Raw genomic sequence first — 24,437 nt, 5'->3', positions numbered from 1 at the left:
CAATATTGCTGCGCCTGTTTAACATTTCAAGGCGGAGGGGTCAATCTCAGATCAGATGATGCGGCCTGCTGCAACTGCATGATAAAGCGTGCTTTTTCCATCTGAACTCTTCGCACATCCCGGTGCAAAATCCCTGAAATCGGAATCGCCCACACTCTACCTGATAAAATCTGTTACGCAACTTAATTAGCACTCAGCCCGAACTTACGCCAGGTTTTCATCGTTCAGACCGATTTGTCACGGTGCGAGACAGGCCAGTAATATAGAAAGAATTTGGATGCTGTCAAAAAGGAGCGAATAAATGCAGAGATCGACTCAGGCTATTTCCCGTCAGGCGTTGCTGGAAAAGGCCAATGCGTTGATTAAAGAACATGATGATTATTTAGCAGGCATGCAGGCGGATGAGGTGATTCAGCAGGCGGATGTGCTGGTCTTTCGCGGACCGTTCTTTCTTGATGCGGATGGACTGCCGACCACGAAAACCACGGCGGTGTTTAACGTCTTCAAATACCTTGCTGTGGAGCTGTCGCCGCGCTATCACCTGGAATAAAAAACCCGGCACAGGCCGGGTTTCGCATCAAAGCAGCGGCTTTTCGCCGCGCTGCCAGAGTTTCAGCAGCAACCGTTCCGCCACCGAGCCGGCGCTCTGGGTAAAACGGTCCATCATTTTACGCCGGCGTGCATAATGCACGCCAAGTACGCTGAATTGATCCATCTGACGGATGATCAGGTCATCGCTGGTGCCGATTTCGTCAATCAGGCCGAGATCCAGCGCCTGACGACCATACCAGTGCTCTCCGGTTGCCACCCGGTCAATATCGAGTGACGGGCGCATCTGGTGAACAAACTGCTTGAACAGCAGGTGCGTTTCATCAAGATCTTCCTGAAATTTCTCGCGCCCTTCTTCGGTATTCTCACCGAACAGCGTCAGCGTCCGCTTGTACTGTCCGGCAGTATGCAGCTCAACATCAATATCGTTACGCTTCAGCAGGCGGTTGAAGTTAGGGATTTGCGCAACCACGCCGATGGAGCCAATGATCGAGAACGGTGCCGCCACAATGCGATCTGCCACGCAGGCCATCATGTAGCCCCCGCTGGCTGCCACTTTATCTACGGCTGCCGTGATGTGCAGACCCGCATCGCGCAGACGCTGCAGCTGCGATGCTGCCAGGCCATAGCCATGCACCACGCCGCCTGGGCTTTCCAGGCGCAGCAGCACTTCGTCGCCAGGCTGCTTCACCGCCAGCACAGCTGAAATTTCTTCACGCAGTGAGCTCACCTCACCGGCGTCCATGCTGCCTTTAAAATCAAGTACGTAGAGCGTGGGCTTAACGCTGTCTGTCTGTCCCTGCTTTGCCGCCTGTTTTTCCGCTTTGGCTTTCAGCTTTTCACTTTTTTTATGATTTTTCAGCCAGACCTTCTGCGCCTGCGGCTTCATTTTTGCCAGCTGCAAATCCTCTTTCATCTGCTGATAGTCATCACCCAGATGGGTCAGACGAAGCTGACCATTTTGTGCCCGTTTGCGTAACGCGGCATTCATGATAATCATGACAATCGCAGCGACGGCAACCACCAGTGTCACCGCTTTCGCTAAAAACAGTCCATACGTTGAAATAAAATCCATCAGGTCGCCTTCACAAAGAATAAAAAACAATTCGCCAGTTTAGCCGTTTTACCCTGCTCCGTCGCCTGAAATGCCAGCAGCCGGCACAGAATGGGTAGTCTGGCGATTGCGCCCATTCGTAAATTCGGGCATAAAGCGGAATCATGTTGTTTTCGCCGGAGGACCCCGCTGTGCATTATCAACAGAAAAGCGACCTGCTCAATCACCGTATTATCCTGGTCACGGGTGCTTCAGATGGCATTGGTCGGGAAGCGGCGCTGACGTATGCCCGTTATGGTGCTGAAGTGATCCTGATGGGCCGTAGCCCTGAGAAACTTCAGCGGGTTAAAGAGGCAATCGATCAACTTAATAAATGTGCTGCTCATACCGTCGTGTTCGACCTGGCTGAAGCGACGCCGGAACGTTGCCATCAGGTAGCAGAACAGCTGTCACAGCAGTTTTCTCGCCTTGATGGCGTGCTGCACAATGCCGGTATCCTTGGTGAAATCGTTCCGCTGGCGGAACTCGACCCTCAGATCTGGCAGCAGGTGATGAACATCAACCTGGACGCCACCTTCTTCCTGACCCAGGCGCTGTTGCCGTTGCTGTTAAAGTCAGATGCCGGTTCACTGGTCTTTACCACCTCCAGCGTTGGCCGTACCGGTCGCGCGGGCTGGGGCGCTTACGCCGTCTCTAAATTTGCCACCGAAGGGATGATGCAGGTACTGGCCGATGAGTATAAAACGCAGGCATTGCGGGTGAACTGCATTAATCCGGGTGGAACGCGGACCAAAATGCGCGCCAGCGCCTTCCCACAGGAAGATGCTAACAAGCTGAAAACGCCTGCCGATCTGATGCCGCTCTATCTTTATCTGATGGGTGATGACAGCCGGCGCAAAACCGGTATCAGCTTTGATGCGCAGCCGGGCAGAAAACCCGGAGCCGCAGAGTAATGGCTGACGATCGTCATCAGCAGCGTCAGCAGCGCCTGAAGGAGCAGGTCGATGCGCGGATTGCAGCAGCCACCGAGGTGCGTGGCATCCTGATGGTGTTTACCGGCAATGGCAAAGGCAAAACCACTGCGGCTTTTGGTACCGCCCTGCGCGCCACCGGACACGGTAAACGCGCAGCGGCTGTTCAGTTCATTAAAGGGGACTGGCCGAATGGTGAGCGTAACCTGCTGGAACAGCATGGTGTTGAGTTTCAGGTGATGGCAACCGGTTTCACATGGGACACACAGAACCGCGAAACGGATACTGCCGCCTGTCTGGCCGTGTGGCAGCATGCAAAACGGATGCTGGCCGATACGCAGCTCGATTTGGTCGTGCTCGACGAAATAACCTATATGGTCAGCATGGATTATCTGCCGCTGGACGATCTGATCACTGCCCTGCAACAGCGCCCGGCGCATCAGAGCGTCATCATTACCGGACGTGGCTGTCATCGTCGCCTGACTGAAATGGCGGATACGGTGACGGAAATGCGGCCGGTGAAGCACGCCTTTGATGCCGGTATACAGGCTCAGCAGGGAATTGACTGGTAACATAAAAAGAAAACGCAGCCCTGGGGCTGCGTTTTTAGCGATCGGGCAACGATATTAACCGGCGTTACGTTTGCTGCCCGGATTGCGGCGTGGCGCACGTGGCGTGCTGCTCACTTTACTGTGACGTTTTACTGCACGACGAATCTGGTTCGCCTTGGTGCGACGACGATCTTTTTCGACCACCAGCTTGGTGACCGTTTCATCATCCAGCTCCACCAGGTTACGCAGGTAGTTCACCGCAGGCAGATCCAGTTCGGTCCAGCCGCCGCGCGGCAGGCCTTTTGGTAAGGTGATATCGCCATAGCGAACGCGCATCAGACGACTGACCTGTACGCCGACCGCCTCCCATAAACGACGCACCTCACGGTTACGTCCTTCCGTCAGAGTGACGTTGTACCACTGGTTAATGCCTTCTCCGCCGCCAAACTTCAGGGTTTTAAACGCAGCCGGGCCATCTTCCAGCTGAACGCCCTTGCTCAGCTGACGAATTTTATCGTCGTCTACCTGACCAAACACGCGCACCGCATACTCACGTTCCACTTCACGGCTCGGATGCATCAGGCGGTTCGCCAGTTCACCGTCGGTAGTGAAGAGCATCAGACCACAGGTGTTCACATCCAGACGGCCAACGGCAATCCAGCGTGAACCGCGCAGACGAGGCAGACGGTCAAACACCGTCGGGCGGCCTTCAGGATCGCTGCGGGTACAGAGTTCACCTTCCGGTTTGTAGTAAGCCAGCACGCGGCAAACTTCGGTTGCTGATTCAGCAATCGATACCAGATGGCCATCAATACGGATTTTCAGAGATTTGCTGCTTTCGACGCGGTCGCCCAGGGTGGCGATTTTGCCGTCAACGCTGACACGGCCGGCAGCAATCATTGATTCGATTTCACGACGCGAGCCATGTCCGGCACGCGCTAAGACTTTCTGTAACTTTTCGCTCATTGAGCTTCCTCTTTGTCGCCTTCCCAGGCGTCATGATTGGGTGATAATCCTTTCTAAATCAACAAGTTAACTTAGCAAGTTTGCCCCATTATACAGGCATTTAACGCTGAAGTAACGCCCTTTATGGATAGTGCCATCGTAAATAAAGAAAGGTTAACCTCTCATAGTTTGAGCTCTGATAATCCTTGCTGCTGATTTAATAAAAAACGCGGCGTATGGTAAGAGAATATGTTTAATAAAACGCGTGTATCAAAAACTTTATAGCTGATCACTATTAAATTTTCTAACCACCCGTTTTTCATCAACGCGATATTCTGAGAATAAAACCTTAACGCTATCTTACACTTCCATCACTCTTACCAGGCTTTATAACATCTAAAAAAAATATCAAAGACAGCATAAAATGCTGGTTAATTGAATTTAATCATTCCGTATGCACTGCCAAAATCAAAAAGTCAGATTATTCCTAATGAAGATTGATTTAAAACCTTATTTCTCATGCAATTTGATTGTTATTAGCTTTAATAAATTGTACGACATTATTAAGCTGATACACTTTATCACGGCAGCATAATAAAAAAGCAAAGCACGCGATAAAGCGTTCTTGCGACATTTGAGTCTTGCTTAATTGATTCGTTAATAAAAATAGTGTTTTTACATTAATCCAATAAACCGGCGCATCCGGAGTTGTTGCGTTAATACAGTTCAGTGATGAACCTTGCTTGCATGTCAAAAATCTTCACCAGGGATTTCCCGACATGCCTGAATAAAGAAAAACATCATGAGAAACCTCTTTCTGAGCCCGGTGCTTGCTGCACTGGTGCTGAGCGGGTGTTCCGTGGGCCACACCGAGTACAGTCGTACGGCGATGCAGCACGTAGATATGAGCGTGACAGGCATTCCGACGATCCTCGGTCTGGGCACACTGGGCACCAGCATTCCTCTGACGCCTGAATATAGCCTTACGGCTGCGCACGTGGCTAAAACCGCCGTGCAGCGCGTTAAGTCTTATCACCCTTATTGCGACCTTGCGATTATTTATCACAAGAATGATGCCAGCACGCTGACTAAGTTCCGCAGCAGTGACATCGGTGATCCAGTTAAAATGTATGGCTACAGCTTTATTTCAGCGATGCCGGTTGAATCGTCCGGGGTTAATTTAGCCCGCACGGCTATTCGGAATAAATGGAATAAAAGTCCCTGCTTAGCGATGGCCTCGAATGCGGGCGTCGTTCAGGGAATGTCTGGCGGTGGCGTGTATAACCGGGATGATACGCTGGGCGGCGTTATTGTTGGCTATTCTGACTCGATCAGGAATGGGCGTAATAACAAAGTGATCCTCAAAGATGTATCACTTTATATTCCTTACGGTCAGTTTAAGAACTGGTTAGAGTCGAATCTGGCTCAGACACCGACGCGCGGTGTCTGAAGCCCGACGTAATTACAGGAACGGGCGGGTATCGCCCACGCCTTCACGCACGATTTCCGGCGAATCGGTGGTCAGATCGACCACCGTGGTCGGCTGCTGACCCAGCGTACCACCGTCGATGATCAGATCGACCAGCTTACCAATGCTGTGCTGGATCTCTTCCGGGTCTGACTCGGTAAAATCGTTGCCTGGCAGAATCAATGAGGTCGACATCATCGGCTGATTCAGCGCTTCCAGCAGCGCCAGCGCTACCGGATTGGAGGGCACGCGCAGACCAATGGTCTTACGCTTTTCATTCATCAGGCGACGCGGCACTTCTTTGGTCGCCTTGAGAATAAAGGTGTAGTTGCCTGGCGTATTGTTTTTCAGCAGACGAAAAGCCGAGTTACCCACTTGCGAATAAACCGACAGCTCAGAGAGATCCCGGCACATCAGGGTGAAGTTGTGGTGCCCGTCGAGCTGACGGATACGGCAAATCCGCTCCATCGCGCCCTTCTCTTCCAGCCGACAGCCCAGCGCATAGCCGGAATCGGTGGGATAGACAATGACGCTGCCTTTGTTCAGGTAGTCGACCGCCTGGTTAATCAGCCGTGGCTGGGGATTGTCCGGATGAATGTGAAACAATTGACTCATAGAAACCTCGTGTCACCTTTCCGTGATTGTCAGGCCGGGCGCGAGATCCGGGAAGCGTTCCCAGACCGGCTCAACCGCTGCGGGCAGCCAGAGTTTACGACCCAGTTCAATCCACGGGCAGGGTTGATGAAAATCAGAACCTTGTGATGCGGCCAGTGCATTATCTCTGGCATATTGTGCCAGCGTTGTACGCTCATTGGGTGGCTGCTGGCACTGCGCGACTTCCATCGCATCGCCGCCCGCCTCGCGGAAATGGGCGACCAGCCGTTTGAGCCACTTCGCCGATAAGCCATATCGGCCAGGATGCGCCAGCACGGCACACCCACCAGAATGATGAATCGCATCAATGGCTTGTTTAATTGTACACCATTGTGGCGGCACGTAGCCGGTTTTGCCACGCGCCAGATAATTTTTGAATACCTGTACCATATTGTCCGCTTTGCCCTGCTCAATCAGGAAGCGGGCAAAGTGACCACGGGTAATGACGCCGCCATCAGCCAGACGCATCGCACCCGCCAGCGCATCCGGGATACGTGCCTTCGCGAGTCGCTCACCAATCTCTTGCGCCCGCGTCCGGCGGCAGTCATGTTGTCCGGCCAGAAAGGTCACCATCGCCGGATGGTGAATATCAATGTTCAGGCCGACGATGTGAATCTCATGGTTCTCCCACAGCGTGGAGATCTCTGCCCCGGGCAGCACTTTTATTGGTAAATCGTGGTCGCGTGCCGTTTGCTGCGCTTCCTCTACCCCTGCAACGCTGTCGTGATCGGTGATCGCCAGTACGCCCACGCGCATCTCAACGGCTCGCTGCACCAGCGCGGCTGGCGTCAGTAAGCCATCGGAGGCGCGCGTGTGGCTGTGTAAATCATAAACCGGGAAACGGGCGATATCGCTCAAGAGAACTCCTGCTAAAACTAAACCGGCCAGCATGATAACGATTTTCACGGTCAGTGAAAAAGTGTATTGACATTTACGCCATGAACCCGTTAACTAGTACACAAGTTCACACGTAACGGGTATTCAATCATGGCTGTTGTAATCACGCATTTAAACGGTTGGCGCAATGTTCCCGAAAACGGGCGACAGGATCGTGCACACTTTGCGTAAACACTGTGCTAATACCTGAGCCCGCCACCGAGCGGGCTTTTTTTTGAGCGAAATTCAGAGAAATCATCATGCCAAATGCGAAACCTACAGTGAAGTTGATTACCGGCACCGCGCCTTACCGCGAAGATCCGGCCGCAGTGTTTCACCAGCTGTGCGGCGCACGTCCGGCAACCCTGCTGCTCGAATCTGCGGATATCGACAGCAAGCGTAATTTAAAAAGTCTGCTGATTGTCGACAGCGCGCTGCGTATCAGCGCCATGGGTAATACGGTTATCGTTCAGGCGCTGTCAGAAAATGGCCGTGCCGTGCTGCCGCTGCTGGATGAGGCCCTGCCCGCTTCCGTCAGCAATCAGGTCCGTCCCGATGGACGTGAGCTGACTTTTCCGCAGAGCACCGATCCGCATCAGGACGAAGATTCCCGTCTCAAAGCACTCTCGGTGTTTGATGCACTGCGTCTGATTCCACAGCTGGTTAACGCCTCTGCCGACGAGCGCGAAGCCGTGCTGCTGGGTGGCCTGTTTGCCTATGACCTGGTGGCTGGTTTTGAAACCCTGCCGGAACTGGATAATCAGCAACGCTGCCCCGACTACTGTTTCTACCTGGCAGAGACGTTACTGGTGATCGATCACCAGACCCGCAGTGCGCGTCTGCAGGCCAGCCTGTTCTGCCCGTCCACCAGCGAGTTCCAGCGTCTGCAACGCCGTATTGAGCAACTGCACGGCCAGATGCTGCAGCCAGCGCCTGCGCTGCCGGTACAAAAGGTCGAACAGATGACGCTGACCACCAGCCAGAGCGATGAAGAGTATTGTGATGTGGTTCGCACCATGCAGCAGGCGATTCGCATCGGTGAAATTTTCCAGGTCGTGCCATCACGCCGCTTCTCACTGCCGTGCCCGTCACCGCTGGCCGCCTATGACACGCTGAAAAACAGCAATCCAAGCCCGTATATGTTCTTTATGCAGGATCAGGATTTCTCCCTGTTTGGCGCATCGCCGGAAAGCTCGCTGAAGTATGACGCGACCTCTCGTCAGATTGAGATCTACCCCATTGCCGGTACCCGTCCACGTGGTCGCCATGCCGATGGCTCACTGGACCGCGATCTCGACAGCCGCATTGAGCTGGAGATGCGCACCGACCATAAAGAGCTGGCTGAACATCTGATGCTGGTGGATCTGGCGCGTAACGATCTGGCGCGCATCTGCGTGCCAGGCAGCCGCTACGTGGCTGACCTGACCAAAGTTGATCGCTACTCGTTCGTGATGCATCTGGTTTCCCGCGTCGTCGGCACGCTGCGCGCCGACCTCGACGTGCTGCACGCCTATCGCGCCTGTATGAACATGGGCACGCTGAGCGGTGCGCCAAAAGTTCGCGCTATGCAACTGATTGCCGGTGCTGAACGCACCCGTCGCGGCAGCTATGGTGGCGCGGTGGGCTACTTCACCGCGCAGGGGGATCTCGACACCTGCATCGTTATTCGTTCGGCCTATGTCGAAGATGGCGTCGCCACCGTTCAGGCGGGCGCTGGTGTGGTGCTGGATTCGAATCCGCAGGCTGAAGCGGATGAAAGCCGCAATAAAGCCCGTGCCGTTCTGCGCGCTATCGCGACTGCCCATCACTGCAAGGAGATCTTCTGATGGCCGATATTCTGCTGCTCGATAACATCGACTCTTTTACCTATAACCTGGTTGATCAGCTGCGGACCTTTGGTCACAACGTGGTGATCTACCGCAACAACCTGCCCGCTGAACTGCTAATTGCACAGCTGGAGCGGATGGAAGATCCGGTGCTGATGCTGTCACCGGGTCCCGGCGCACCAAAAGATGCCGGTTGTATGCCGGAACTGCTGCGGGTGCTGCGTGGACGTCTGCCGATTATCGGCATCTGCCTGGGCCATCAGGCGATTGTGGAAGCCTATGGCGGCCATGTAGGCCAGGCGGGCGAAATCCTGCACGGCAAAGCCTCGTCTATCGTCCATGACGACGAGGCGATGTTTGCCGGCCTGAGTAATCCACTGCCGGTGGCGCGCTATCACTCGCTGGTGGGCAGCAACACGCCGGATGAGCTGACAGTCAACGCCAGCTTTAACGGGATGGTGATGGCGGTTCGTCATGAAACCGATCGCGTCTGCGGGTTTCAGTTCCATCCTGAATCGATTTTGACTTCTCAGGGCGCGCGCCTGCTTGAGCAGACGCTGGCCTGGGCGCTGGCAAAGTAACAGGGAGAATAATCATGCAACAGACACTGGAAAAACTTTACCAGGCGCAGACGCTGAATCAGGCGGAGAGTCATCAGCTATTCAGCGCCATTATTACCGGACAGCTGGAGCCAACGCAGCTCGCTGCCGCGCTGATCGCCATGAAAGTACGCGGTGAAACACCGGAAGAGATCGCCGGAGCCGCGACGGCGCTGCTGGAAGATGCTAAACCGTTTCCCCGCCCGGAATACGCGTTTGCCGACATCGTCGGCACCGGCGGCGATGGCAGTAACAGCATTAATATCTCCACGGCCAGCGCCTTTGTTGCCGCAACCTGCGGTCTGAAAGTGGCGAAGCACGGCAACCGCAGCGTCTCCAGTAAATCGGGTTCGTCTGACCTGCTGGCCGCCTTTGGAATCAACCTTGATATGCCCGCTGACCGGGCGCGTCAGGCGCTGGACGACCTTAACGTCTGCTTCCTGTTTGCGCCGCAGTATCACACCGGCTTTCGCCACGCGATGCCAGTGCGCCAGCAGCTGAAGACCCGCACGCTGTTCAACGTGTTAGGCCCATTAATCAACCCGGCGCGCCCGCCACTGGCGGTGATTGGCGTCTACAGCCCGGAACTGGTGCTGCCGATTGCGCAGACCCTGAAAGTACTGGGTTATCAGCGCGCCGCGGTGGTTCACGGTGGCGGCATGGATGAAGTGGCGCTGCACGATGTGACCCATGTGGCTGAGCTGCGTGAAGGGGAAATTACCCGCTATCAGCTCTCGCCGGAAGACTTTGGTTTTGGCTTCCATCCCAAAGAGGCGCTGGCGGGCGGCACGCCGGAAGAAAATCGTGACATTCTGACGGCTTTACTCCAGGGTAATGGCCAGCAGGCCCATGAGGAGGCGGTCGCCGTCAACGTGGCGATGTTGCTTAAAGTATTCGGTCAGGAAGATCTGCGTGAAAACGCACAGCAGGCGCTTAACGCCATCCGCAGCGGACAGGCTTATGAGCGTGTTGTCGCACTGGCAGCAAGAGGATAATCATGAAAGGCACCGTGTTAGAAAAAATTGTTCAGGACAAAGCGATTTGGGTGGAAGCCCGTCAGCAGCAGCAGCCTCTCTCCACCTTTCAGAACAGCATTGAACCTGCCAGCCGTCATTTCTATGACGCGCTGCAGGGTGCAAGAACTGCGTTTATCCTGGAATGTAAAAAGGCGTCGCCCTCAAAAGGTGTGATTCGCGAGGATTTCGATCCGGCCGCCATAGCCGGGGTTTACCGCCACTATGCTTCTGCGGTATCCGTGCTGACCGATGAGAAATATTTTCAGGGTGACTTCGCCTTTCTGCCGATTGTCAGCGCCGCCATCACCCAGCCGGTGCTGTGCAAAGATTTTATTATCGACCCTTATCAGATCTATCTGGCCCGCTATTACCAGGCGGATGCGATCCTGCTGATGCTGTCGGTGCTGGATGATGAGCAATATCGTCAGCTGGCCGCCGTAGCGCACAGCCTGAAAATGGGCATCCTGACGGAAGTGAGTAATGAAGAGGAACTGGAGCGGGCTATCGCGCTGCAGGCAAAAGTCGTGGGAATTAACAATCGCGACCTGCGCGATCTCTCTATCGATCTCAACCGCACTCGTCAGCTGGCGCCACGCCTGTCACACGGCGTCACCGTAATCAGCGAATCAGGCATAAACAGCTACGCAGATATTCGTGAGCTGAGCCACTTTGCCAACGGCTTCCTGATTGGGTCTGCCCTGATGGAAGAAGCTGACCTGACCGGTGCGGTACGTCGGGTTACGTTGGGTAGCAATAAAGTGTGCGGTCTGACCCGTGCCGAAGATGCCCGCGCTGCGTATGAAGCCGGTGCAATCTATGGCGGTCTGATTTTCGCGGAAGGGTCACCGCGCCAGATTGACACCGCCGCGGCACAACATGTGATTGCCGCCGCGCCGCTGCGTTACGTCGGGGTTTTCCGCAACCACTCCATCAGTGACGTTGTCACGCAGGCCAGTACGATTTCGCTGTCAGCAGTGCAGCTTCACGGCAATGAAACGCCGGAATTTGTGGCAGAATTGCGTGCTTCCTTACCTGCAGAGATTCAAATCTGGAAAGCACTTCGCATTGAAGGCGCATTACCTGCGCGCGACTGGCCACATGTCGACCGCTATGTATTTGATAATGGTGATGGCGGAACCGGACAGTGTTTTGACTGGTCGCTGTTACAGGGGCAGACATTGGACAATGTGCTGCTGGCCGGTGGCCTGAGTGCGGATAACTGTGTTGAAGCCGCGCAGTTGGGCTGTGCCGGACTGGACTTCAACTCTGGTGTGGAAAGCGCGCCTGGCATCAAAGATGCCCGAAAAATTGCCGCGGTGTTTCAGACGCTGCGTGCCTACTGATTTGCCTGGCCTGCTCAACGGCGGGCCCGAGAAAGGAAGAGAAAAATGACGTTACTGAATCCCTACTTTGGCGAATTTGGCGGAATGTATGTTCCGCAGATCCTGATGCCAGCCCTGCGCCAGCTGGAAGAGGCGTTTGTCGACGCCCAGAAAGATCCTGAGTTTCAGGCCGAGTTTACCGACCTGCTGAAGAACTATGCCGGTCGTCCTACTGCCCTGACACTGTGTAAAAATCTGACGAAAGGCACCAAAACCCGCCTCTATCTTAAGCGTGAAGATCTGCTACACGGTGGCGCGCATAAGACCAACCAGGTGCTGGGTCAGGCATTGTTAGCTAAACGTATGGGCAAAAACGAAATCATTGCCGAGACCGGTGCCGGTCAGCACGGCGTCGCTTCCGCGCTGGCCTGTGCGCTGCTGGGCATGAAGTGCCGCATCTATATGGGTGCGAAAGATGTCGAACGTCAGTCTCCTAACGTGTTTCGTATGCGTCTGATGGGTGCAGAAGTGATCCCGGTTCACAGCGGCTCCGCCACGCTGAAAGATGCCTGTAACGAAGCGCTGCGTGACTGGTCTGGCAGCTATGAGACTTCACACTATATGCTCGGCACCGCGGCGGGTCCCCATCCCTTCCCGACTATCGTGCGTGAGTTCCAGCGCATGATTGGTGAAGAGACCAAAAAGCAGATTCTGGAAAGAGAAGGCCGGCTGCCTGACGCGATCCTCGCCTGCGTAGGCGGCGGTTCAAATGCCATCGGGATGTTTGCCGACTTCATCGATGAGACCAGCGTGAAGCTGATCGGCGTGGAGCCCGCGGGTCACGGCATTGAAACCGGCGAGCATGGCGCACCGCTCAAACATGGTCGCGTCGGCATCTACTTCGGTATGAAATCGCCGATGATGCAGACCCACGATGGCCAGATTGAGGAGTCTTATTCAATCTCTGCCGGCCTCGACTTCCCGTCAGTGGGTCCGCAGCATGCGCATCTGAACAGCATTGGTCGCGCGGAGTATGTCTCCATTACCGATAATGAAGCGATGGACGCCTTTAAACAGCTGTGCCGTGCGGAAGGGATTATTCCGGCGCTGGAGTCTTCTCATGCTCTGGCGCATGCCCTGAAGATGATTCACGCTGAACCAGAAAAAGAGCAGTTGATCGTGGTCAACCTCTCTGGCCGCGGCGACAAAGATATTTTCACCGTTCATGACATTCTGACAGCGCAGGGAGAAATCTGATGGAACGTTACAATCAACTGTTTACACGGCTGTCAGCGAATAACGAAGGCGCTTTCGTTCCTTTCGTTACGCTGGGCGATCCCTCTCCGGAGCTTTCACTGCGCGTGATTGACGCGCTGGTGGAAGGTGGCGCGGATGCACTGGAGCTGGGTATTCCCTTCTCCGATCCGCTGGCAGATGGCCCGACCATTCAGAACGCCACGCTGCGCGCCTTTGCGGCGGGTACCAACACCAGCCAGTGTTTTGAAATGCTGGCGACTATCCGCCGTAAATACCCGGATCTGCCGATTGGCTTGCTGATGTACGCTAACCTGGTTTTCACCAACGGCGTGGATGCGTTCTATGCCCGTTGTGCTGAAGCCGGTGTGGATTCGGTGCTGGTTGCGGATGTGCCGGTTGAAGAGTCTGCACCCTTCCGTCAGGCGGCGCTGCGTCATGGCATAGCACCTATCTTTATCTGTCCGCCTAACGCCAGCGATGAGCTGCTGCGCGAGATCGCGTCACACGGACGGGGTTACACCTACCTGCTGTCACGCGCGGGTGTGACCGGTGCTGAAAACCGTGCCAGCCTGCCGTTGCAGCACCTGATCGACAAGCTGCGTGAATACCACGCCGCGCCGCCGCTGCAGGGCTTTGGTATTTCAGAGCCGGAACAGGTGAAAGAAGCGATCGCTGCCGGTGCAGCGGGTGCTATCTCCGGATCTGCGATTGTCAGAATCATTGAAAAACACCATGCAGAGCCTGAGGTCATGCTGAGTGAACTGAAGAATTTTGTCAGCCGCCTCAAGGCCGCCAGCCGTTAATCCTGCCATCATGCCTTATCGCGCGATAAGGCATGATTTGTTTCCTTTTTTTTCATTCCGCTATTTGCCCTTTTTGCAAAATCTGCACCACAATGACAATGCGCCGTTACGGTAACGTCGCATCCATTTTGTGACAGGGAGAGAGAGCAATGAAATTCGTTAAACTGCTGACAGGTGCTGTACTGGCGGGCGTGGTTGCGCTGACACTGAGCGCCTGTGCGCCAACCGCAACCAAAGAGGGAACCGGTGGCTATATTGATGACACCGTGGTGACCACAAAAGTGAAAGGTGAACTGCTGAAAGATGACTCGCTGAAATCGACTGAAATCAACGTAGAAACCTTCAAAGGTAAAGTTCAGCTGAGCGGTTTTGTTTCATCACCACAGATGGCGAATCGTGCCGTTCAGGTTACGCGCAGCGTGCCGGGCGTGAAGTCAGTCGTCAACAATATGCAGATCAAATAACGTCGTAACAGAAAAAAGGCCGCTGATTCAGCGGCCTTTTTCTCATCAGAAACGGTAACCCGCTCCGAAGAAGAAGACCCAGGGATCGATGCGCATATTGATATTCTGCTGCTCGCCTCCTGCTTTAAACTTCACTTCCGTATCAATATCCATGTACCACACTGATGCATTCAGCATCCAGTCACGGTTAATCTGATAATCCAGACCGACCTGACCCGCCACACCCCAGGAGTCCTTCACGCTGAGATCGGTCAGGCCCGCATCGCGGCCCGTCTGGTTGAAATCGGCATCATAAAAGGTGGTGTAGTTGATCCCCACGCCAACGTAAGGGCGCGCTTTGCTTTTGCTGTCAAAGAAATAGTACTGCGCCATTAGCGTCGGCGGTAACTGGCGAACGGTAGCCAGCGTACCCGTCGGGCCAAGACCCACTTTGTGACGGAAAGGCGTGGCGGCCAGTAACTCAACACCAATATTGTCTGTTGCCATGTACGTGAAGGTCAGGCCGAGTTGTGTGTCATTAGTGGCGCTGAACTCGCCCATTCCTAACACATTATCGGAACCCTCAGTCGGCCGGACGGTAGCGCTGCCGGCACGCATAAAGAAGTCGCCTGCTTCGTGGGCCATCGCCAGTTGAGGCAGGGCCAGGGCCAGCAGCATCGCGCATTTTGCCAGTTTCATTATCACTCCTTTGCTTAATGTTAATGTCGCGAACGGAATCGCTTTTTTTGCTGGCAATTATTTAACGCGATTTACAGAAAATTGCACTCAGTACCCCTGAGATAAATTGCTTAAAAAACAATGAATTGATTTAGATCAATTTCGGCGCTGTCAGCAGCATGCAAATTCCGCTTGCTGAATAATTTCGCTGGCCCTATGTTGCTTATCTTCATTGTTGATTTTGGTTCGATGCCCTGGGAGGGGCGGGTGATCAAATGAGTGAGCTCTCTAACCCTTGTGTCAGCTGTGGCGCCTGCTGCGCCCATTTCCGCGTCTCATTTTACTGGGCTGAAGCCGATGATGCGGGCGGTCTGGTTCCCACTGAATTAACGGAGCCTTTAGGCCTGTTAATGCGCAACATGCGGGGTACCAACGATCGTGCGCCCCGCTGCGTCGCCCTGCAGGGCGACATTGGCGGCTGCGTTTCCTGCGGCATTTATGAACAACGTCCGACGCCCTGTCGGGAGTTTTCAATGTCGGGTGAAGCAGGTATCCATAATGAAGCCTGCGATCGCGCCCGCGCGCGTTATGGCCTTCCTGCCCTTTTTGCGCCCTCTTTACCTCATATTACAGAAAGTTATGCCCTGCCGGGTGCCCCGGAGCTGCCAGAACATGTACAATCGCCGGGTTAATTAACCCGGTTCCTCCAAGGAGTGTACATGTCTATCACGGCAAGCTCGTTATACCGTGACACAGGAAATTTCGCGCGCCATCAACTGGCTACGGTGCTGTTGATGTCGCTGCTGGCCGCGTTTGTCACCGTCATGCTGGTGCATGTGCTGACGCCTGGTGCCGATCAGATGGCCATCCTGCAGCAGGGCGATGACAGCGCCAGTTCGTTATTTGAGATGGTGCAGAATATGTCACCGGAACAGCAACAGGTACTGCTGCGCGCCTCAGCGGCCAGCACTTTTGCCGCGCTGATGGGGAATACCCTGCTGCTTGGCGGTATGCTCTATCTGATCCCGATGGTCTCTTCCGGCCAGCGTGTCAGTGCGTTGCGGGCCATTGGTGCCTCAGCACCGCTGCTGCCAAAGCTGCTACTGCTCACCTTCCTGATGACGCTGGTCGCGCAGCTGGGCTTTATGGTGCTGGTCGTGCCAGGCATTCTGCTGACGATCCTGCTGTCGCTGGCGCCGGTGATGGTGGCGAGTGAGAAGATGGGTGTCTTTGCCGCCATGCGCGCCAGTATGCGGATGGCGTGGAAGAATGTCAGGCTGATCGCCCCGGCGATTTTGCTCTGGCTGCTGGCTAAAGTCATTGTGATGCTTTTCTTCTCATCGCTGACGGTATTACCCCTCAATGTCTCGTCGGTGATTTTTACCGCGGCTGGCAATGTGGTTTCAGCGATGTTGATTATCTATCTTTATCGGCTCTATATGCTGTTACGTTGATTGGCGGTGTGCCTTCGGGCACATTCGCAGCCAACTCTGAATGGAAAAACTATGAAGCAGCTACTCGACTTTCTCCCCCTGGTGGTCTTTTTCATCTTCTATAAGCTGTATGACATTTTTGTCGCCTCGGGCGCACTGATCGTGGCCACCGGCCTGGCGCTGGTTGTCAGCTGGGTGCTCTATCGCAAGCTGGAAAAGATGACGATTTTCACCTTTGTGCTGGTGGCGGTTTTTGGCACCCTGACGCTGGTGTTCCACAACGATGAGTTCATTAAGTGGAAAGTCACGGTGATCTACAGCCTGTTTGCCGCCGCCCTGCTCTACAGCCAGTGGTTTATGGAGCAGACGCTGATTCAGCGCATGCTGGGCAAAGAGTTACACCTGCCCGATGCGGTCTGGCGTCGGCTCAACGTTGCCTGGGCGCTGTTCTTCTTCATCTGCGGCCTGGTAAACATCTATGTCGCCTTTTGGTTATCTCAGGCGTTTTGGGTTAACTTTAAAGTGTTCGGTCTCTCCGGTCTGACCTTACTGTTTACCCTGCTCAGCGGGCTTTACATCTGGCGACAGATGCCGCAGCAGGAACAAAAATAATCATCTGCCCGGTCCGCCGGGCATTTTTTTAGCATTCACCTGCATAGAAGTGGAAGCAATGGGCGAAAAACATAAATTGCCGAAAGGCGAAATGGTGCTGCGTACGCTCGCCATGCCAGCAGACACCAACGCCAACGGCGATATTTTTGGTGGCTGGCTGATGTCACAGATGGATATGGGTGGCGCTATCCTGGCGAAAGAGATCGCTGAAGGACGCGTGGTGACGGTTCGCGTCGACGGCATGTCATTTATGAAGCCCGTCGCGGTGGGCGATGTGGTGAGCTGCCATGCGAGCTGTCTTCGTACCGGCAACAGTTCCATGACGATTAATGTGGAAGTGTGGATCAAAAAAGTGTCGTCTGAGCCGATTGGACAAACTTACATTGCGACGGAAGCGGTGTTTATTTATGTGGCGGTCGACAATGCGGGCAATTCCCGTCCTCTGCCAGCCGGTCGCGCCAATCAGCAGCCTGCTGGATAAGTGACGGGTCAGGCGGCGTCTGCCTGACCCGGTACCTTATTCAATGCTGGCACCACCATTAATTTTAAACACGATATTCATGGTAAGACCCTGTCCTGGCTTTCCTTTCTCATAGCGCCAGGTTTTCATCGCCTGCTTAACGCCCCGCTCAAACATATTGCGCGGTTCAGCAGAGAGAATCTGGATGTTATCTACCCGTCCGTCGCTGTCCACATCAAACTTCACCCTTACACGTCCTTCTACCCGCAATGCAAAAGCACGCTGAGGATAGCCAGGCTTACTCACGCTCAGTGCCTTAGGGCCAGTTGAGGCCGATGAGCCAGGTGACGGTGTAGATTTTGGCGCCGTGGTCGGTTTGTTTTGCGTCGCCGGGGCTTCCTGCTTAAACGGGTCGGCCTTCGGTTTGCTCTCCTGACGCGGCTTCACCTCGCGTTTTGGCTGCTCCCGTTTGTGTTCCGGCTTTGGTTTAGGCTTAGGCTTAGGCTTCGGTTCAGGTTTCGGAAGGGGTACCGGCTCCGCTTTTGGCGGTTCCGGCACTGGCTGTGGCTCCGGTTCAGGCTGCGGTTCAGGTTGTGGCGCAGGCGGCTCTGCGATAGCCGGTGCTGGCTCGGGCTGGACTTCAGGCGCGACCATGGTAACGCTGATGGGCTGCGATGCTTTGGGCACCTCAATCACCTGCTGGAATGAAGCATAAAGAATTCCGGCAATCACGACTCCATGCAGAGCAACAGACAACAACATGGAGACAGGCGTGCGTTTAGGAAATGGCATAGTCAGCGTGGTCATAACAGTCGCAGTGATTGAATAGAGCAGCGATTTTAAATGCAAATAGCAATCAGTTTCAATAACTCCCGCCATCCGGCCTGAAGAAAAGCGCTTTTTAGCCCTTTATGCTGAGCCATTAGCCGCCCACAGGTTTCGTTTGCACTCTAATCGTCAATCCCTTAACGTGTTGCAAAATTCTGATAACCAGGAGTTCCTTAGTGCTTTACGTCATTTATGCAGAAGATACTGCAGAGTCACTGGAAAAACGTAACGCCGTGCGCCCTGCCCACCTGGCGAGGCTCAAACTGCTGCAGGAGGAGGGACGCCTGATCATCGCAGGCCCAATGCCTGCTGTGGATAGCAACGATCCCGGCGTGGCGGGCTTCACTGGCTCAACCGTTATTGCTGAGTTTCCGTCCTTAGAAGCCGCACAGTCATGGGCCCAGGATGATCCTTACTTTGCGGCGGGCGTCTATAAACAGGTCTCGGTTAAGCCGTTTAAACGCGTCTTCTGATAACGTATCTGCAGTCAAAATGGCGTCTGTGCCTGGCACAGACGCCATTTTTGTTTTGAATATTCAGAGAGAAAAAATGCAGATAATCATTCTGGGGCTACTGGCAATTATCGCTTTACTGATTGGCGGTGCGCTATACCTCTGGCGAACAAAGGGCTGGCGTAGTAAAAAGCAGTGGATTGTGATGCTGATCGTGCTGGCGGCAGCACTGCAGTTGGTGAATGTAACGCTGATGATGACGTCACAACGTCTTTCGGGTTAATGATTCATGCAGCTTATTGCGATATCAGCGTAAATACCCCTGTCAGAAAAAGCTTTCGTACTGCATTACTCCTCTGCCCATACGGCTGAACGCGACGCTCTCCGCCTGACCGTTAAGAGCTTATTTATGGCTAAGCGGGCCTGCTCGTTAAGTTAGCCCGCTTTGTTTTCCCGTCACTCACTGGCATAGTGGCGTTGAATTAACCCCTGTCCAGAATCAGACCAATCAGCGCATGATAGTGCTGCTCTTCTTCCGGGCTGGTGACATGCTGTAAACGGCTGATCAGCTTTGAGCAAATCGCTTTACGGTTCAGGCTACGGCCAGAAGCGATGATTTCCGTCACGACAGACCCCAGAATGGCCTGCTGTGAAGGCTGTGCAGCACTGTGTAAATAAGCGGAGAGGTCAGATACTGAAGCGGGAATACGAACGTTAGTCTGCATGGTTGGCCCTCATAGGATTCATTAAAAGTTAGTAACCGATACGGTAAAGTTATACAACAACCCCTTAACTGTACAGATATTTAACTCAAAATTTCGCCGTGCCTGCTGATTAAATGAATAAATCATTTAGGAACAGTGACTTGCAAAAATGTAAAGTTGTACAGGTTTAACGTCAGCGGCTGTACACCTCTTAAATTACACCTTGAGATAGCCTGTTTAGCTTTAAAAAATGATCTCTGTGTCATTTTTTTAGCCGTCGGGAGGAATTATCTGGCAGAGCTGTCTACATTTAGCTTTTGTGAGTTAAACCTCTGAATGGAAGCACAGCGTAATCGCGGGCAAATTATGAATAAAACCTATCCCGGCCAGTCACTTACTCTGATCGAGCCACTGTTATCCCGAATTGTGGCGATTATTGATCCGAAAATCGAAGTCATGAGTGGTTATCCTGCAAATTGCTCTGCATGGCTGACCCTCTATTACCAGCGTAAATCGGGAAAATGGTCTTACGAATGGTACGATCGGACGGGGTATCGCAGACCAGCGGCGCTGGGCAGCACGATGGAGTGCCTCATGCGCGAAGTCAGTGACCGGGGTGCGTCGCGTCAGGAGCATGCTATAGCGCGACGAGTCATGGCAGAGTCGGGATTTTTTGAAGCCTGAGCAGGGCTGCTGCCGATATAACCTAAACTAACTGCGTAATAAACAGGATCGAGCGACGTTGCTGCTGTGCCAGTTGATGGCGAATGCAATGGATACGCTTGTAACGCCGCGACTGCCCTTCCAGCCAGCGGGAGCGGCGGCGATGCACCTGACGTAACATTCTCCAGCGCGCCACTTCATTTCTGCTTCGTTTCATCACATCCTCTCTGACTTCATACATGCAAGACCTGTGCGAAGGCATTATAGAGATCTCCGTCGTAATGCCAAATCAGATCTCTCATCGGGACTGTCCGGGATAAAGGGTTTCGTTAGCGATGATCTGCACGTAAACTTGCCAGACGAAAGCGCGAACGGGATGTCCACTTTATGACCACTTTTTATACCCTGATCAGCTGGTTGCTGGTATTTGGTTACTGGCTGCTGATCGCCGGGGTTACGCTGCGTGTATTAATGAAGCGCCGGGCCGTAACCTCGGCGATGGCATGGCTGCTGGTTATCTATATTCTGCCGCTGGTGGGTATTATCGCTTATCTCTCGTTTGGCGAACTGCATCTGGGCAAACGTCGCGCGGAGCGCGCCCGCACTATGTGGCCGTCGACCGCACGCTGGCTCAACGACCTGAAACAGTGCCGTGAAATTTTTGCCACCGAGCACAGTGACGTTGCCCGTTCACTGTTTGAGCTTTGCTACCATCGTCAGGGCATTGCCGGGGTTAAGGGCAATCAGCTTCAGTTGCTCACCAGCGCCGACGACGTCATGCAGGCGCTGATTCGTGATATCCAGCTGGCCCGTCATAACATTGAGATGGTGTTTTACATCTGGCATCCCGGCGGCCTGGCGGATGAAGTCGCCGAATCGCTAATGGCCGCATCACGCCGTGGCGTTCATTGCCGACTGCTGCTCGACTCCGCAGGCAGCGTCAACTTTTTCCGCAGCCCATGGGTCGGCATGATGCGCAATGCCGGTATCGACGTCGTGGAGGCCTTGCAGGTCAGCCTGCTGCGCGTCTTCCTGCGGCGAATGGATTTACGTCAGCATCGCAAAATCGTTCTGATTGATAATTACATTGCCTATACCGGCAGCATGAACCTGGTGGATCCACGCTTCTTTAAACAGAGCGCGGGTGTAGGCCAGTGGATTGACCTGATGGCGCGTATGGAAGGCCCGGTTGCGACCGCGATGGGCATTGTGTTCAGCTGTGACTGGGAGATTGAGACCGGTAAACGCATTCTTCCCCCACCGCCCGATCGCAACATCATGCCGCTTGAGCAGGAGAGCGGCCACACCGTGCAGGTGATCGCCTCCGGACCTGGCTTCCCGGAAGATATGATCCATCAGGCGCTGCTGACCGCGGTTTATTCAGCGCGTGAACAGCTGATTATGACCACACCCTACTTAGTGCCCAGCGACGATCTGCTGCATGCTATCTGTACCGCTGCGCAGCGTGGCGTGAGTGTCAGCGTGATTGTGCCGCGCCACAACGACTCCCTGCTGGTAGGCTGGGCCAGCCGCTCCTTCTTCAGCGAACTGCTGGAAGCGGGCGTGAAAATCTATCAGTTTGAAGATGGTCTGCTGCACACTAAAAGCGTGCTGGTCGACGGACAGCTGAGTCTGGTGGGAACCGTTAACCTTGATATGCGCAGTTTATGGCTGAATTTTGAAGTGACGCTGGTGGTGGATGATGCAGGATTTGGCAGCGATCTCGCCTGTGTGCAGGATGACTACATTGCCCGCTCCCGCCTGCTGGACGGTAAGCGCTGGGCAAAACGTGCCTGGTGGCAGCGCATCGTCGAACGACTGTTTTACTTCTTCAGTCCTTTACTGTAAAACGAGCCAGATTGTGTAAATGGCCGCAGGCCGACAGGACAGACTATGGATTTGAATAATCGCCTTACCGAAGATGAAACGCTGGAACAGGCCTACGATATTTTTCTCGAACTGGCCGTCGACAATCTCGACCCGGCAGACGTCATTCTCTTCAATCTTCAGTTCGAAGAGCGCGGTGGCGCAGAGCTGTTTGATCCCTCTGAAGACTGGAAAGACCATGTCGATTTTGATCTGAACCCGGACTTTTTCGCCGAGGTAGTCATCGGGCTGGGTGAAGCGGATGGTGAGCCAATCACTGATGTCTTTGCCCGCGTACTGCTGTGCCGCGAGAAAGATCACAAGCTCTGTCATATCCTGTGGCGCGAGTAAGCATCAGATAAGAAAACGCCGGGCACATGCCCGGCGTTTTGCTTTAGAGCGGATCGACCTTGAGGCAAGAGACCGCATGGTGGAAACTGCCTTCCAGCAGCGGCCGGGTTTTCGCACACTCCGGGCCGGCGATCGGACAGCGGGTGCGGAACACGCAGCCTGACGGCGGATTAATCGGCGACGGCAACTCCCCTTCCAGCAACTGAATCTGCTTATTCTTTTCCAGATCAGGATCGGGGATCGGCACGGCAGACATCAGCGCACGGGTGTAAGGATGCTGCGGATTGCTGTAGACCTCGCTGTAGGTACCCAGCTCCACCGCATGCCCCAGATACATCACCAGCACCCGATCAGAGATATGCTTCACCACAGCCAGGTCGTGGGCAATGAAGATTAGCGACAGCCCCATCTCACGCTGTAACTGTTGCAGCAGATTCACCACCTGCGCCTGAATCGAAACATCCAGCGCCGAGACCGGTTCATCGCAGATGATCAGCTTCGGCTCCAGAATCAGCGCACGGGCGATACCGATACGCTGACACTGACCGCCCGAAAACTCATGCGGGTAGCGGTTAATCAGGTTGGGCAGCAGCCCCACTTTCATCATCATATTTTTGACGCGGTCTTTCACTTCCTGCCGCGCCATTTTTGGATGGTAGGTGCGCAGTGGCTCGGCGATGATATCGCCGATGGTCATACGCGGGTTCAGCGACGCCAGCGGATCCTGGAAAATCATCTGGATATCGCTGCGCGCCTTGCGCCACTCCTCTTCACTCTGACCGAGCAGATCGCGGCCTAACCAGGCCACCCGACCTTCCGTGGCTTTAACCAGACCGATAATGGCGCGTGCCAGTGTCGATTTGCCGCAGCCAGACTCGCCTACCACGCCCAGCGTTTCTCCCTCATAAAGGCGCAGGCTGACGCCATCCACTGCCTTCAGGGTTTTTGACGGCTGCCAGAACCATTGCTTGCCATCTTTGATATCAAAATGGACTTTGAGGTCGGCGATTTCCAGTAACACTCTTTTTTCAGCTACGGTGCTCATACTAACTCCTCCACCGGCTTAAAGCAGGCACGCAGACGGCCTTCGCCAAACGGCTCCAGCGGCGGAGCCTGGGTGCAGATATCCATTGCGTGCGGACAACGCGGCTGGAACGGACAGCCCTGCGGCAGCCGCAGCAGGTTGGGTGGATTGCCCGGAATGGTGGTCAGGCTCTCGCCCTCCGCATCCAGGCGCGGCACTGCATTCAGCAGACCAATTGAGTAAGGGTGCGCAGGCTGATAAAAGACATCGCGAGCGCGGCCATACTCCATGGTGCGTCCGGCATACATCACCAGCACCTTATCGCAGATCCCGGCCACCACGCCGAGATCGTGGGTGATCATGATTATAGCGGTGTTGAATTCACGCTTCAGATCGTTGAGCAACGTCATGATCTGCGCCTGCACCGTCACATCCAGCGCCGTGGTCGGTTCATCGGCAATCAGCAGTTTTGGCCGGCACAGCAGCGCCATGGCAATCATCACGCGCTGACGCATCCCGCCGGAGAACTCATGCGGGTACATCTTCATGCGTTTACGTGCTTCCGGCATTTTCACCGCGTCCAGCATTCTCACTGACTCTTCAAACGCCTGTGCGCTGTTCATCCCTTTGTGTAGCTTGAGCACTTCCATCAACTGCTCGCCCACCCGCATATAGGGGTTCAGCGACGTCATCGGGTCCTGGAAGATCATTGCAATCTGTTCGGCGCGCAGTTTATTAAGCTGGTTCTCAGGCAGGTTCAGGATCTCTTTGCCGTTGAACATCGCCGAGCCGCCAATGCGGCCATTTTTTGCCAGCAACCCCATCAGGGCAAAGGCCGTCTGTGATTTGCCGGAACCGGACTCGCCAACAATGCCCAGCGTCTCACCAGCGCGCAGCGAGAAGTTGAGGTCATTAACGGCGGTCACATCCCCATCGTGTGTGCCAAAGGTCACGCGTAAATCTTTGACCGTAAGTAGCTGTTCGCTTCCCGCGCGGGCCGCCATCGCTGGCTGAAATTCATGAATAGTCATC

General features: G+C 54.4%; 28 protein-coding genes, 1 pseudogene and 1 other annotated feature. Of the genes and pseudogenes, 19 read left to right on the top strand and 10 right to left on the bottom strand.

Annotated features, from left to right (window positions below; translation table 11 throughout):
* Nucleotides 1–301 precede the first annotated feature (301 nt).
* Nucleotides 302–550, top strand: coding sequence for a YciN family protein (locus ACTJKZ_RS04310; protein ID WP_150015109.1), 249 nt, complete (start codon nt 302–304; stop codon nt 548–550).
* Between the two features lie 27 nt (nt 551–577).
* Here ACTJKZ_RS04310 and sohB read toward each other — a convergent pair whose 3' ends face one another.
* Nucleotides 578–1,624, bottom strand: a complete 1,047-nt coding sequence (gene sohB / locus ACTJKZ_RS04305; RefSeq protein ID WP_161736499.1) for a protease SohB — start codon at nt 1,622–1,624, stop codon at nt 578–580.
* 170 nt (nt 1,625–1,794) lie between these two features.
* Between sohB and ACTJKZ_RS04300 the strand changes: the two genes are divergently transcribed.
* Both ACTJKZ_RS04300 and cobO read left to right on the top strand, forming a co-directional pair.
* On the top strand, nt 1,795–2,556 hold the full coding sequence (locus ACTJKZ_RS04300; RefSeq protein ID WP_440829286.1) for a YciK family oxidoreductase: 762 nt from the start codon (nt 1,795–1,797) through the stop codon (nt 2,554–2,556).
* Nucleotides 2,556–3,146 carry a cob(I)yrinic acid a,c-diamide adenosyltransferase gene (cobO, locus tag ACTJKZ_RS04295; protein ID WP_161736501.1) on the top strand — a complete coding sequence of 197 codons (591 nt, stop codon included), beginning with the start codon at nt 2,556–2,558 and terminating at the stop codon, nt 3,144–3,146. Before ACTJKZ_RS04300 ends, cobO begins: the two co-directional genes overlap by 1 nt.
* A gap of 54 nt (nt 3,147–3,200) precedes the next feature.
* Here cobO and rluB read toward each other — a convergent pair whose 3' ends face one another.
* Nucleotides 3,201–4,091 carry a 23S rRNA pseudouridine(2605) synthase RluB gene (rluB, locus tag ACTJKZ_RS04290; protein WP_061062581.1) on the bottom strand — a complete coding sequence of 297 codons (891 nt, stop codon included), beginning with the start codon at nt 4,089–4,091 and terminating at the stop codon, nt 3,201–3,203.
* 781 nt (nt 4,092–4,872) lie between these two features.
* Here rluB and ACTJKZ_RS04285 point away from each other — a divergent pair.
* Entirely contained in the window at nt 4,873–5,520 is a 648-nt protein-coding gene (locus ACTJKZ_RS04285; RefSeq protein WP_161736502.1) for a serine protease, read from the top strand.
* 12 nt (nt 5,521–5,532) lie between these two features.
* On the opposite strand, the gene ACTJKZ_RS04280 is transcribed toward ACTJKZ_RS04285, so the two are convergent.
* Together ACTJKZ_RS04280 and rnm are read right to left on the bottom strand one after the other, a co-directional pair.
* On the bottom strand, nt 5,533–6,153 hold the full coding sequence (locus ACTJKZ_RS04280) for an L-threonylcarbamoyladenylate synthase (RefSeq protein WP_013358020.1): 621 nt from the start codon (nt 6,151–6,153) through the stop codon (nt 5,533–5,535).
* A 12-nt stretch (nt 6,154–6,165) separates the two neighbouring features.
* The gene (gene rnm, locus ACTJKZ_RS04275) at nt 6,166–7,050 is read right to left on the bottom strand and encodes an RNase RNM (RefSeq protein ID WP_161736503.1); all 885 of its coding nucleotides are present in this window, start codon (nt 7,048–7,050) and stop codon (nt 6,166–6,168) included.
* 153 nt (nt 7,051–7,203) lie between these two features.
* Nucleotides 7,204–7,305: a sequence feature (Trp leader region), on the top strand.
* A 23-nt stretch (nt 7,306–7,328) separates the two neighbouring features.
* On the opposite strand from rnm, the gene ACTJKZ_RS04270 reads away from it, so the two are divergent.
* From ACTJKZ_RS04270 to ACTJKZ_RS04245, 6 genes and pseudogenes are all read left to right on the top strand, one after another.
* Complete coding sequence (locus ACTJKZ_RS04270) at nt 7,329–8,894, top strand: anthranilate synthase component 1 (protein WP_222925411.1); 1,566 nt, start codon at nt 7,329–7,331, stop codon at nt 8,892–8,894.
* A pseudogene (gene trpD, locus ACTJKZ_RS04265) lies at nt 8,894–10,488 on the top strand (bifunctional anthranilate synthase glutamate amidotransferase component TrpG/anthranilate phosphoribosyltransferase TrpD). The gene ACTJKZ_RS04270 and the pseudogene trpD overlap by 1 nt, the downstream one beginning before the upstream one ends.
* A gap of 2 nt (nt 10,489–10,490) precedes the next feature.
* Nucleotides 10,491–11,852: a bifunctional indole-3-glycerol-phosphate synthase TrpC/phosphoribosylanthranilate isomerase TrpF gene (gene trpCF, locus ACTJKZ_RS04260; RefSeq protein WP_440829285.1), complete on the top strand. Its 1,362-nt coding sequence runs from the start codon at nt 10,491–10,493 to the stop codon at nt 11,850–11,852.
* 45 nt (nt 11,853–11,897) lie between these two features.
* A complete protein-coding gene (gene trpB, locus ACTJKZ_RS04255; RefSeq protein ID WP_161736507.1) occupies nt 11,898–13,088 on the top strand; it encodes a tryptophan synthase subunit beta in 1,191 nt (396 codons plus the stop codon).
* Complete coding sequence (gene trpA, locus ACTJKZ_RS04250) at nt 13,088–13,891, top strand: tryptophan synthase subunit alpha (RefSeq protein WP_161736508.1); 804 nt, start codon at nt 13,088–13,090, stop codon at nt 13,889–13,891. Before trpB ends, trpA begins: the two co-directional genes overlap by 1 nt.
* 149 nt (nt 13,892–14,040) lie before the next feature.
* On the top strand, nt 14,041–14,355 hold the full coding sequence (locus ACTJKZ_RS04245) for a BON domain-containing protein (RefSeq protein ID WP_009089937.1): 315 nt from the start codon (nt 14,041–14,043) through the stop codon (nt 14,353–14,355).
* Between the two features lie 45 nt (nt 14,356–14,400).
* Here the strand turns inward: ACTJKZ_RS04245 and ompW are convergent, their stop codons facing one another.
* Entirely contained in the window at nt 14,401–15,033 is a 633-nt protein-coding gene (ompW, locus tag ACTJKZ_RS04240; RefSeq protein ID WP_237566755.1) for an outer membrane protein OmpW, read from the bottom strand.
* 254 nt (nt 15,034–15,287) lie between these two features.
* On the opposite strand from ompW, the gene ACTJKZ_RS04235 reads away from it, so the two are divergent.
* From ACTJKZ_RS04235 to yciA, 4 genes are read left to right on the top strand one after another with little or no spacing between them, the layout of a single operon-like run.
* On the top strand, nt 15,288–15,704 hold the full coding sequence (locus ACTJKZ_RS04235) for a YkgJ family cysteine cluster protein (protein ID WP_161736509.1): 417 nt from the start codon (nt 15,288–15,290) through the stop codon (nt 15,702–15,704).
* 27 nt (nt 15,705–15,731) lie between these two features.
* Complete coding sequence (locus ACTJKZ_RS04230) at nt 15,732–16,466, top strand: YciC family protein (protein WP_222925409.1); 735 nt, start codon at nt 15,732–15,734, stop codon at nt 16,464–16,466.
* Nucleotides 16,467–16,517: 51 nt separating this feature from the next.
* On the top strand, nt 16,518–17,057 hold the full coding sequence (locus ACTJKZ_RS04225; RefSeq protein WP_161733961.1) for a septation protein A: 540 nt from the start codon (nt 16,518–16,520) through the stop codon (nt 17,055–17,057).
* A 58-nt stretch (nt 17,058–17,115) separates the two neighbouring features.
* Complete coding sequence (gene yciA / locus ACTJKZ_RS04220; protein WP_161733963.1) at nt 17,116–17,538, top strand: acyl-CoA thioester hydrolase YciA; 423 nt, start codon at nt 17,116–17,118, stop codon at nt 17,536–17,538.
* 36 nt (nt 17,539–17,574) lie between these two features.
* Here the strand turns inward: yciA and tonB are convergent, their stop codons facing one another.
* Complete coding sequence (gene tonB / locus ACTJKZ_RS04215; protein ID WP_161733965.1) at nt 17,575–18,324, bottom strand: TonB system transport protein TonB; 750 nt, start codon at nt 18,322–18,324, stop codon at nt 17,575–17,577.
* Between the two features lie 197 nt (nt 18,325–18,521).
* On the opposite strand from tonB, the gene ACTJKZ_RS04210 reads away from it, so the two are divergent.
* Together ACTJKZ_RS04210 and ACTJKZ_RS04205 are read left to right on the top strand one after the other, a co-directional pair.
* Nucleotides 18,522–18,818 carry a YciI family protein gene (locus tag ACTJKZ_RS04210; RefSeq protein ID WP_003853909.1) on the top strand — a complete coding sequence of 99 codons (297 nt, stop codon included), beginning with the start codon at nt 18,522–18,524 and terminating at the stop codon, nt 18,816–18,818.
* Nucleotides 18,819–18,894: 76 nt separating this feature from the next.
* Nucleotides 18,895–19,080, top strand: coding sequence for a hypothetical protein (locus tag ACTJKZ_RS04205; protein WP_285088399.1), 186 nt, complete (start codon nt 18,895–18,897; stop codon nt 19,078–19,080).
* 199 nt (nt 19,081–19,279) lie between these two features.
* Here the strand turns inward: ACTJKZ_RS04205 and ycgZ are convergent, their stop codons facing one another.
* The gene (gene ycgZ / locus ACTJKZ_RS04200; RefSeq protein ID WP_161733969.1) at nt 19,280–19,522 is read right to left on the bottom strand and encodes a regulatory protein YcgZ; all 243 of its coding nucleotides are present in this window, start codon (nt 19,520–19,522) and stop codon (nt 19,280–19,282) included.
* A gap of 345 nt (nt 19,523–19,867) precedes the next feature.
* Between ycgZ and ACTJKZ_RS04195 the strand changes: the two genes are divergently transcribed.
* Nucleotides 19,868–20,185, top strand: a complete 318-nt coding sequence (locus tag ACTJKZ_RS04195) for a hypothetical protein (protein WP_161733971.1) — start codon at nt 19,868–19,870, stop codon at nt 20,183–20,185.
* A 22-nt stretch (nt 20,186–20,207) separates the two neighbouring features.
* Here the strand turns inward: ACTJKZ_RS04195 and ACTJKZ_RS04190 are convergent, their stop codons facing one another.
* Nucleotides 20,208–20,381 carry a YciY family protein gene (locus tag ACTJKZ_RS04190; protein WP_095707117.1) on the bottom strand — a complete coding sequence of 58 codons (174 nt, stop codon included), beginning with the start codon at nt 20,379–20,381 and terminating at the stop codon, nt 20,208–20,210.
* 170 nt (nt 20,382–20,551) lie between these two features.
* Between ACTJKZ_RS04190 and cls the strand changes: the two genes are divergently transcribed.
* Both cls and ACTJKZ_RS04180 read left to right on the top strand, forming a co-directional pair.
* Nucleotides 20,552–22,012: a cardiolipin synthase gene (gene cls / locus ACTJKZ_RS04185; protein ID WP_440829284.1), complete on the top strand. Its 1,461-nt coding sequence runs from the start codon at nt 20,552–20,554 to the stop codon at nt 22,010–22,012.
* A gap of 45 nt (nt 22,013–22,057) precedes the next feature.
* A complete protein-coding gene (locus ACTJKZ_RS04180; protein ID WP_003853921.1) occupies nt 22,058–22,381 on the top strand; it encodes an HI1450 family dsDNA-mimic protein in 324 nt (107 codons plus the stop codon).
* Nucleotides 22,382–22,424: 43 nt separating this feature from the next.
* Here ACTJKZ_RS04180 and oppF read toward each other — a convergent pair whose 3' ends face one another.
* Together oppF and ACTJKZ_RS04170 are read right to left on the bottom strand one after the other, a co-directional pair.
* Complete coding sequence (gene oppF, locus ACTJKZ_RS04175) at nt 22,425–23,426, bottom strand: murein tripeptide/oligopeptide ABC transporter ATP binding protein OppF (RefSeq protein ID WP_161733973.1); 1,002 nt, start codon at nt 23,424–23,426, stop codon at nt 22,425–22,427.
* The gene (locus ACTJKZ_RS04170; protein ID WP_161733975.1) at nt 23,423–24,436 is read right to left on the bottom strand and encodes an ABC transporter ATP-binding protein; all 1,014 of its coding nucleotides are present in this window, start codon (nt 24,434–24,436) and stop codon (nt 23,423–23,425) included. Before ACTJKZ_RS04170 ends, oppF begins: the two co-directional genes overlap by 4 nt.
* Nucleotide 24,437: the final 1 nt, after the last annotated feature.

This window comes from Pantoea sp. 22096, from assembly GCF_052045955.1.
GTDB lineage: Bacteria > Pseudomonadota > Gammaproteobacteria > Enterobacterales > Enterobacteriaceae > Pantoea > Pantoea alfalfae.
This window is presented reverse-complemented; position numbering and strand designations above follow the sequence as displayed.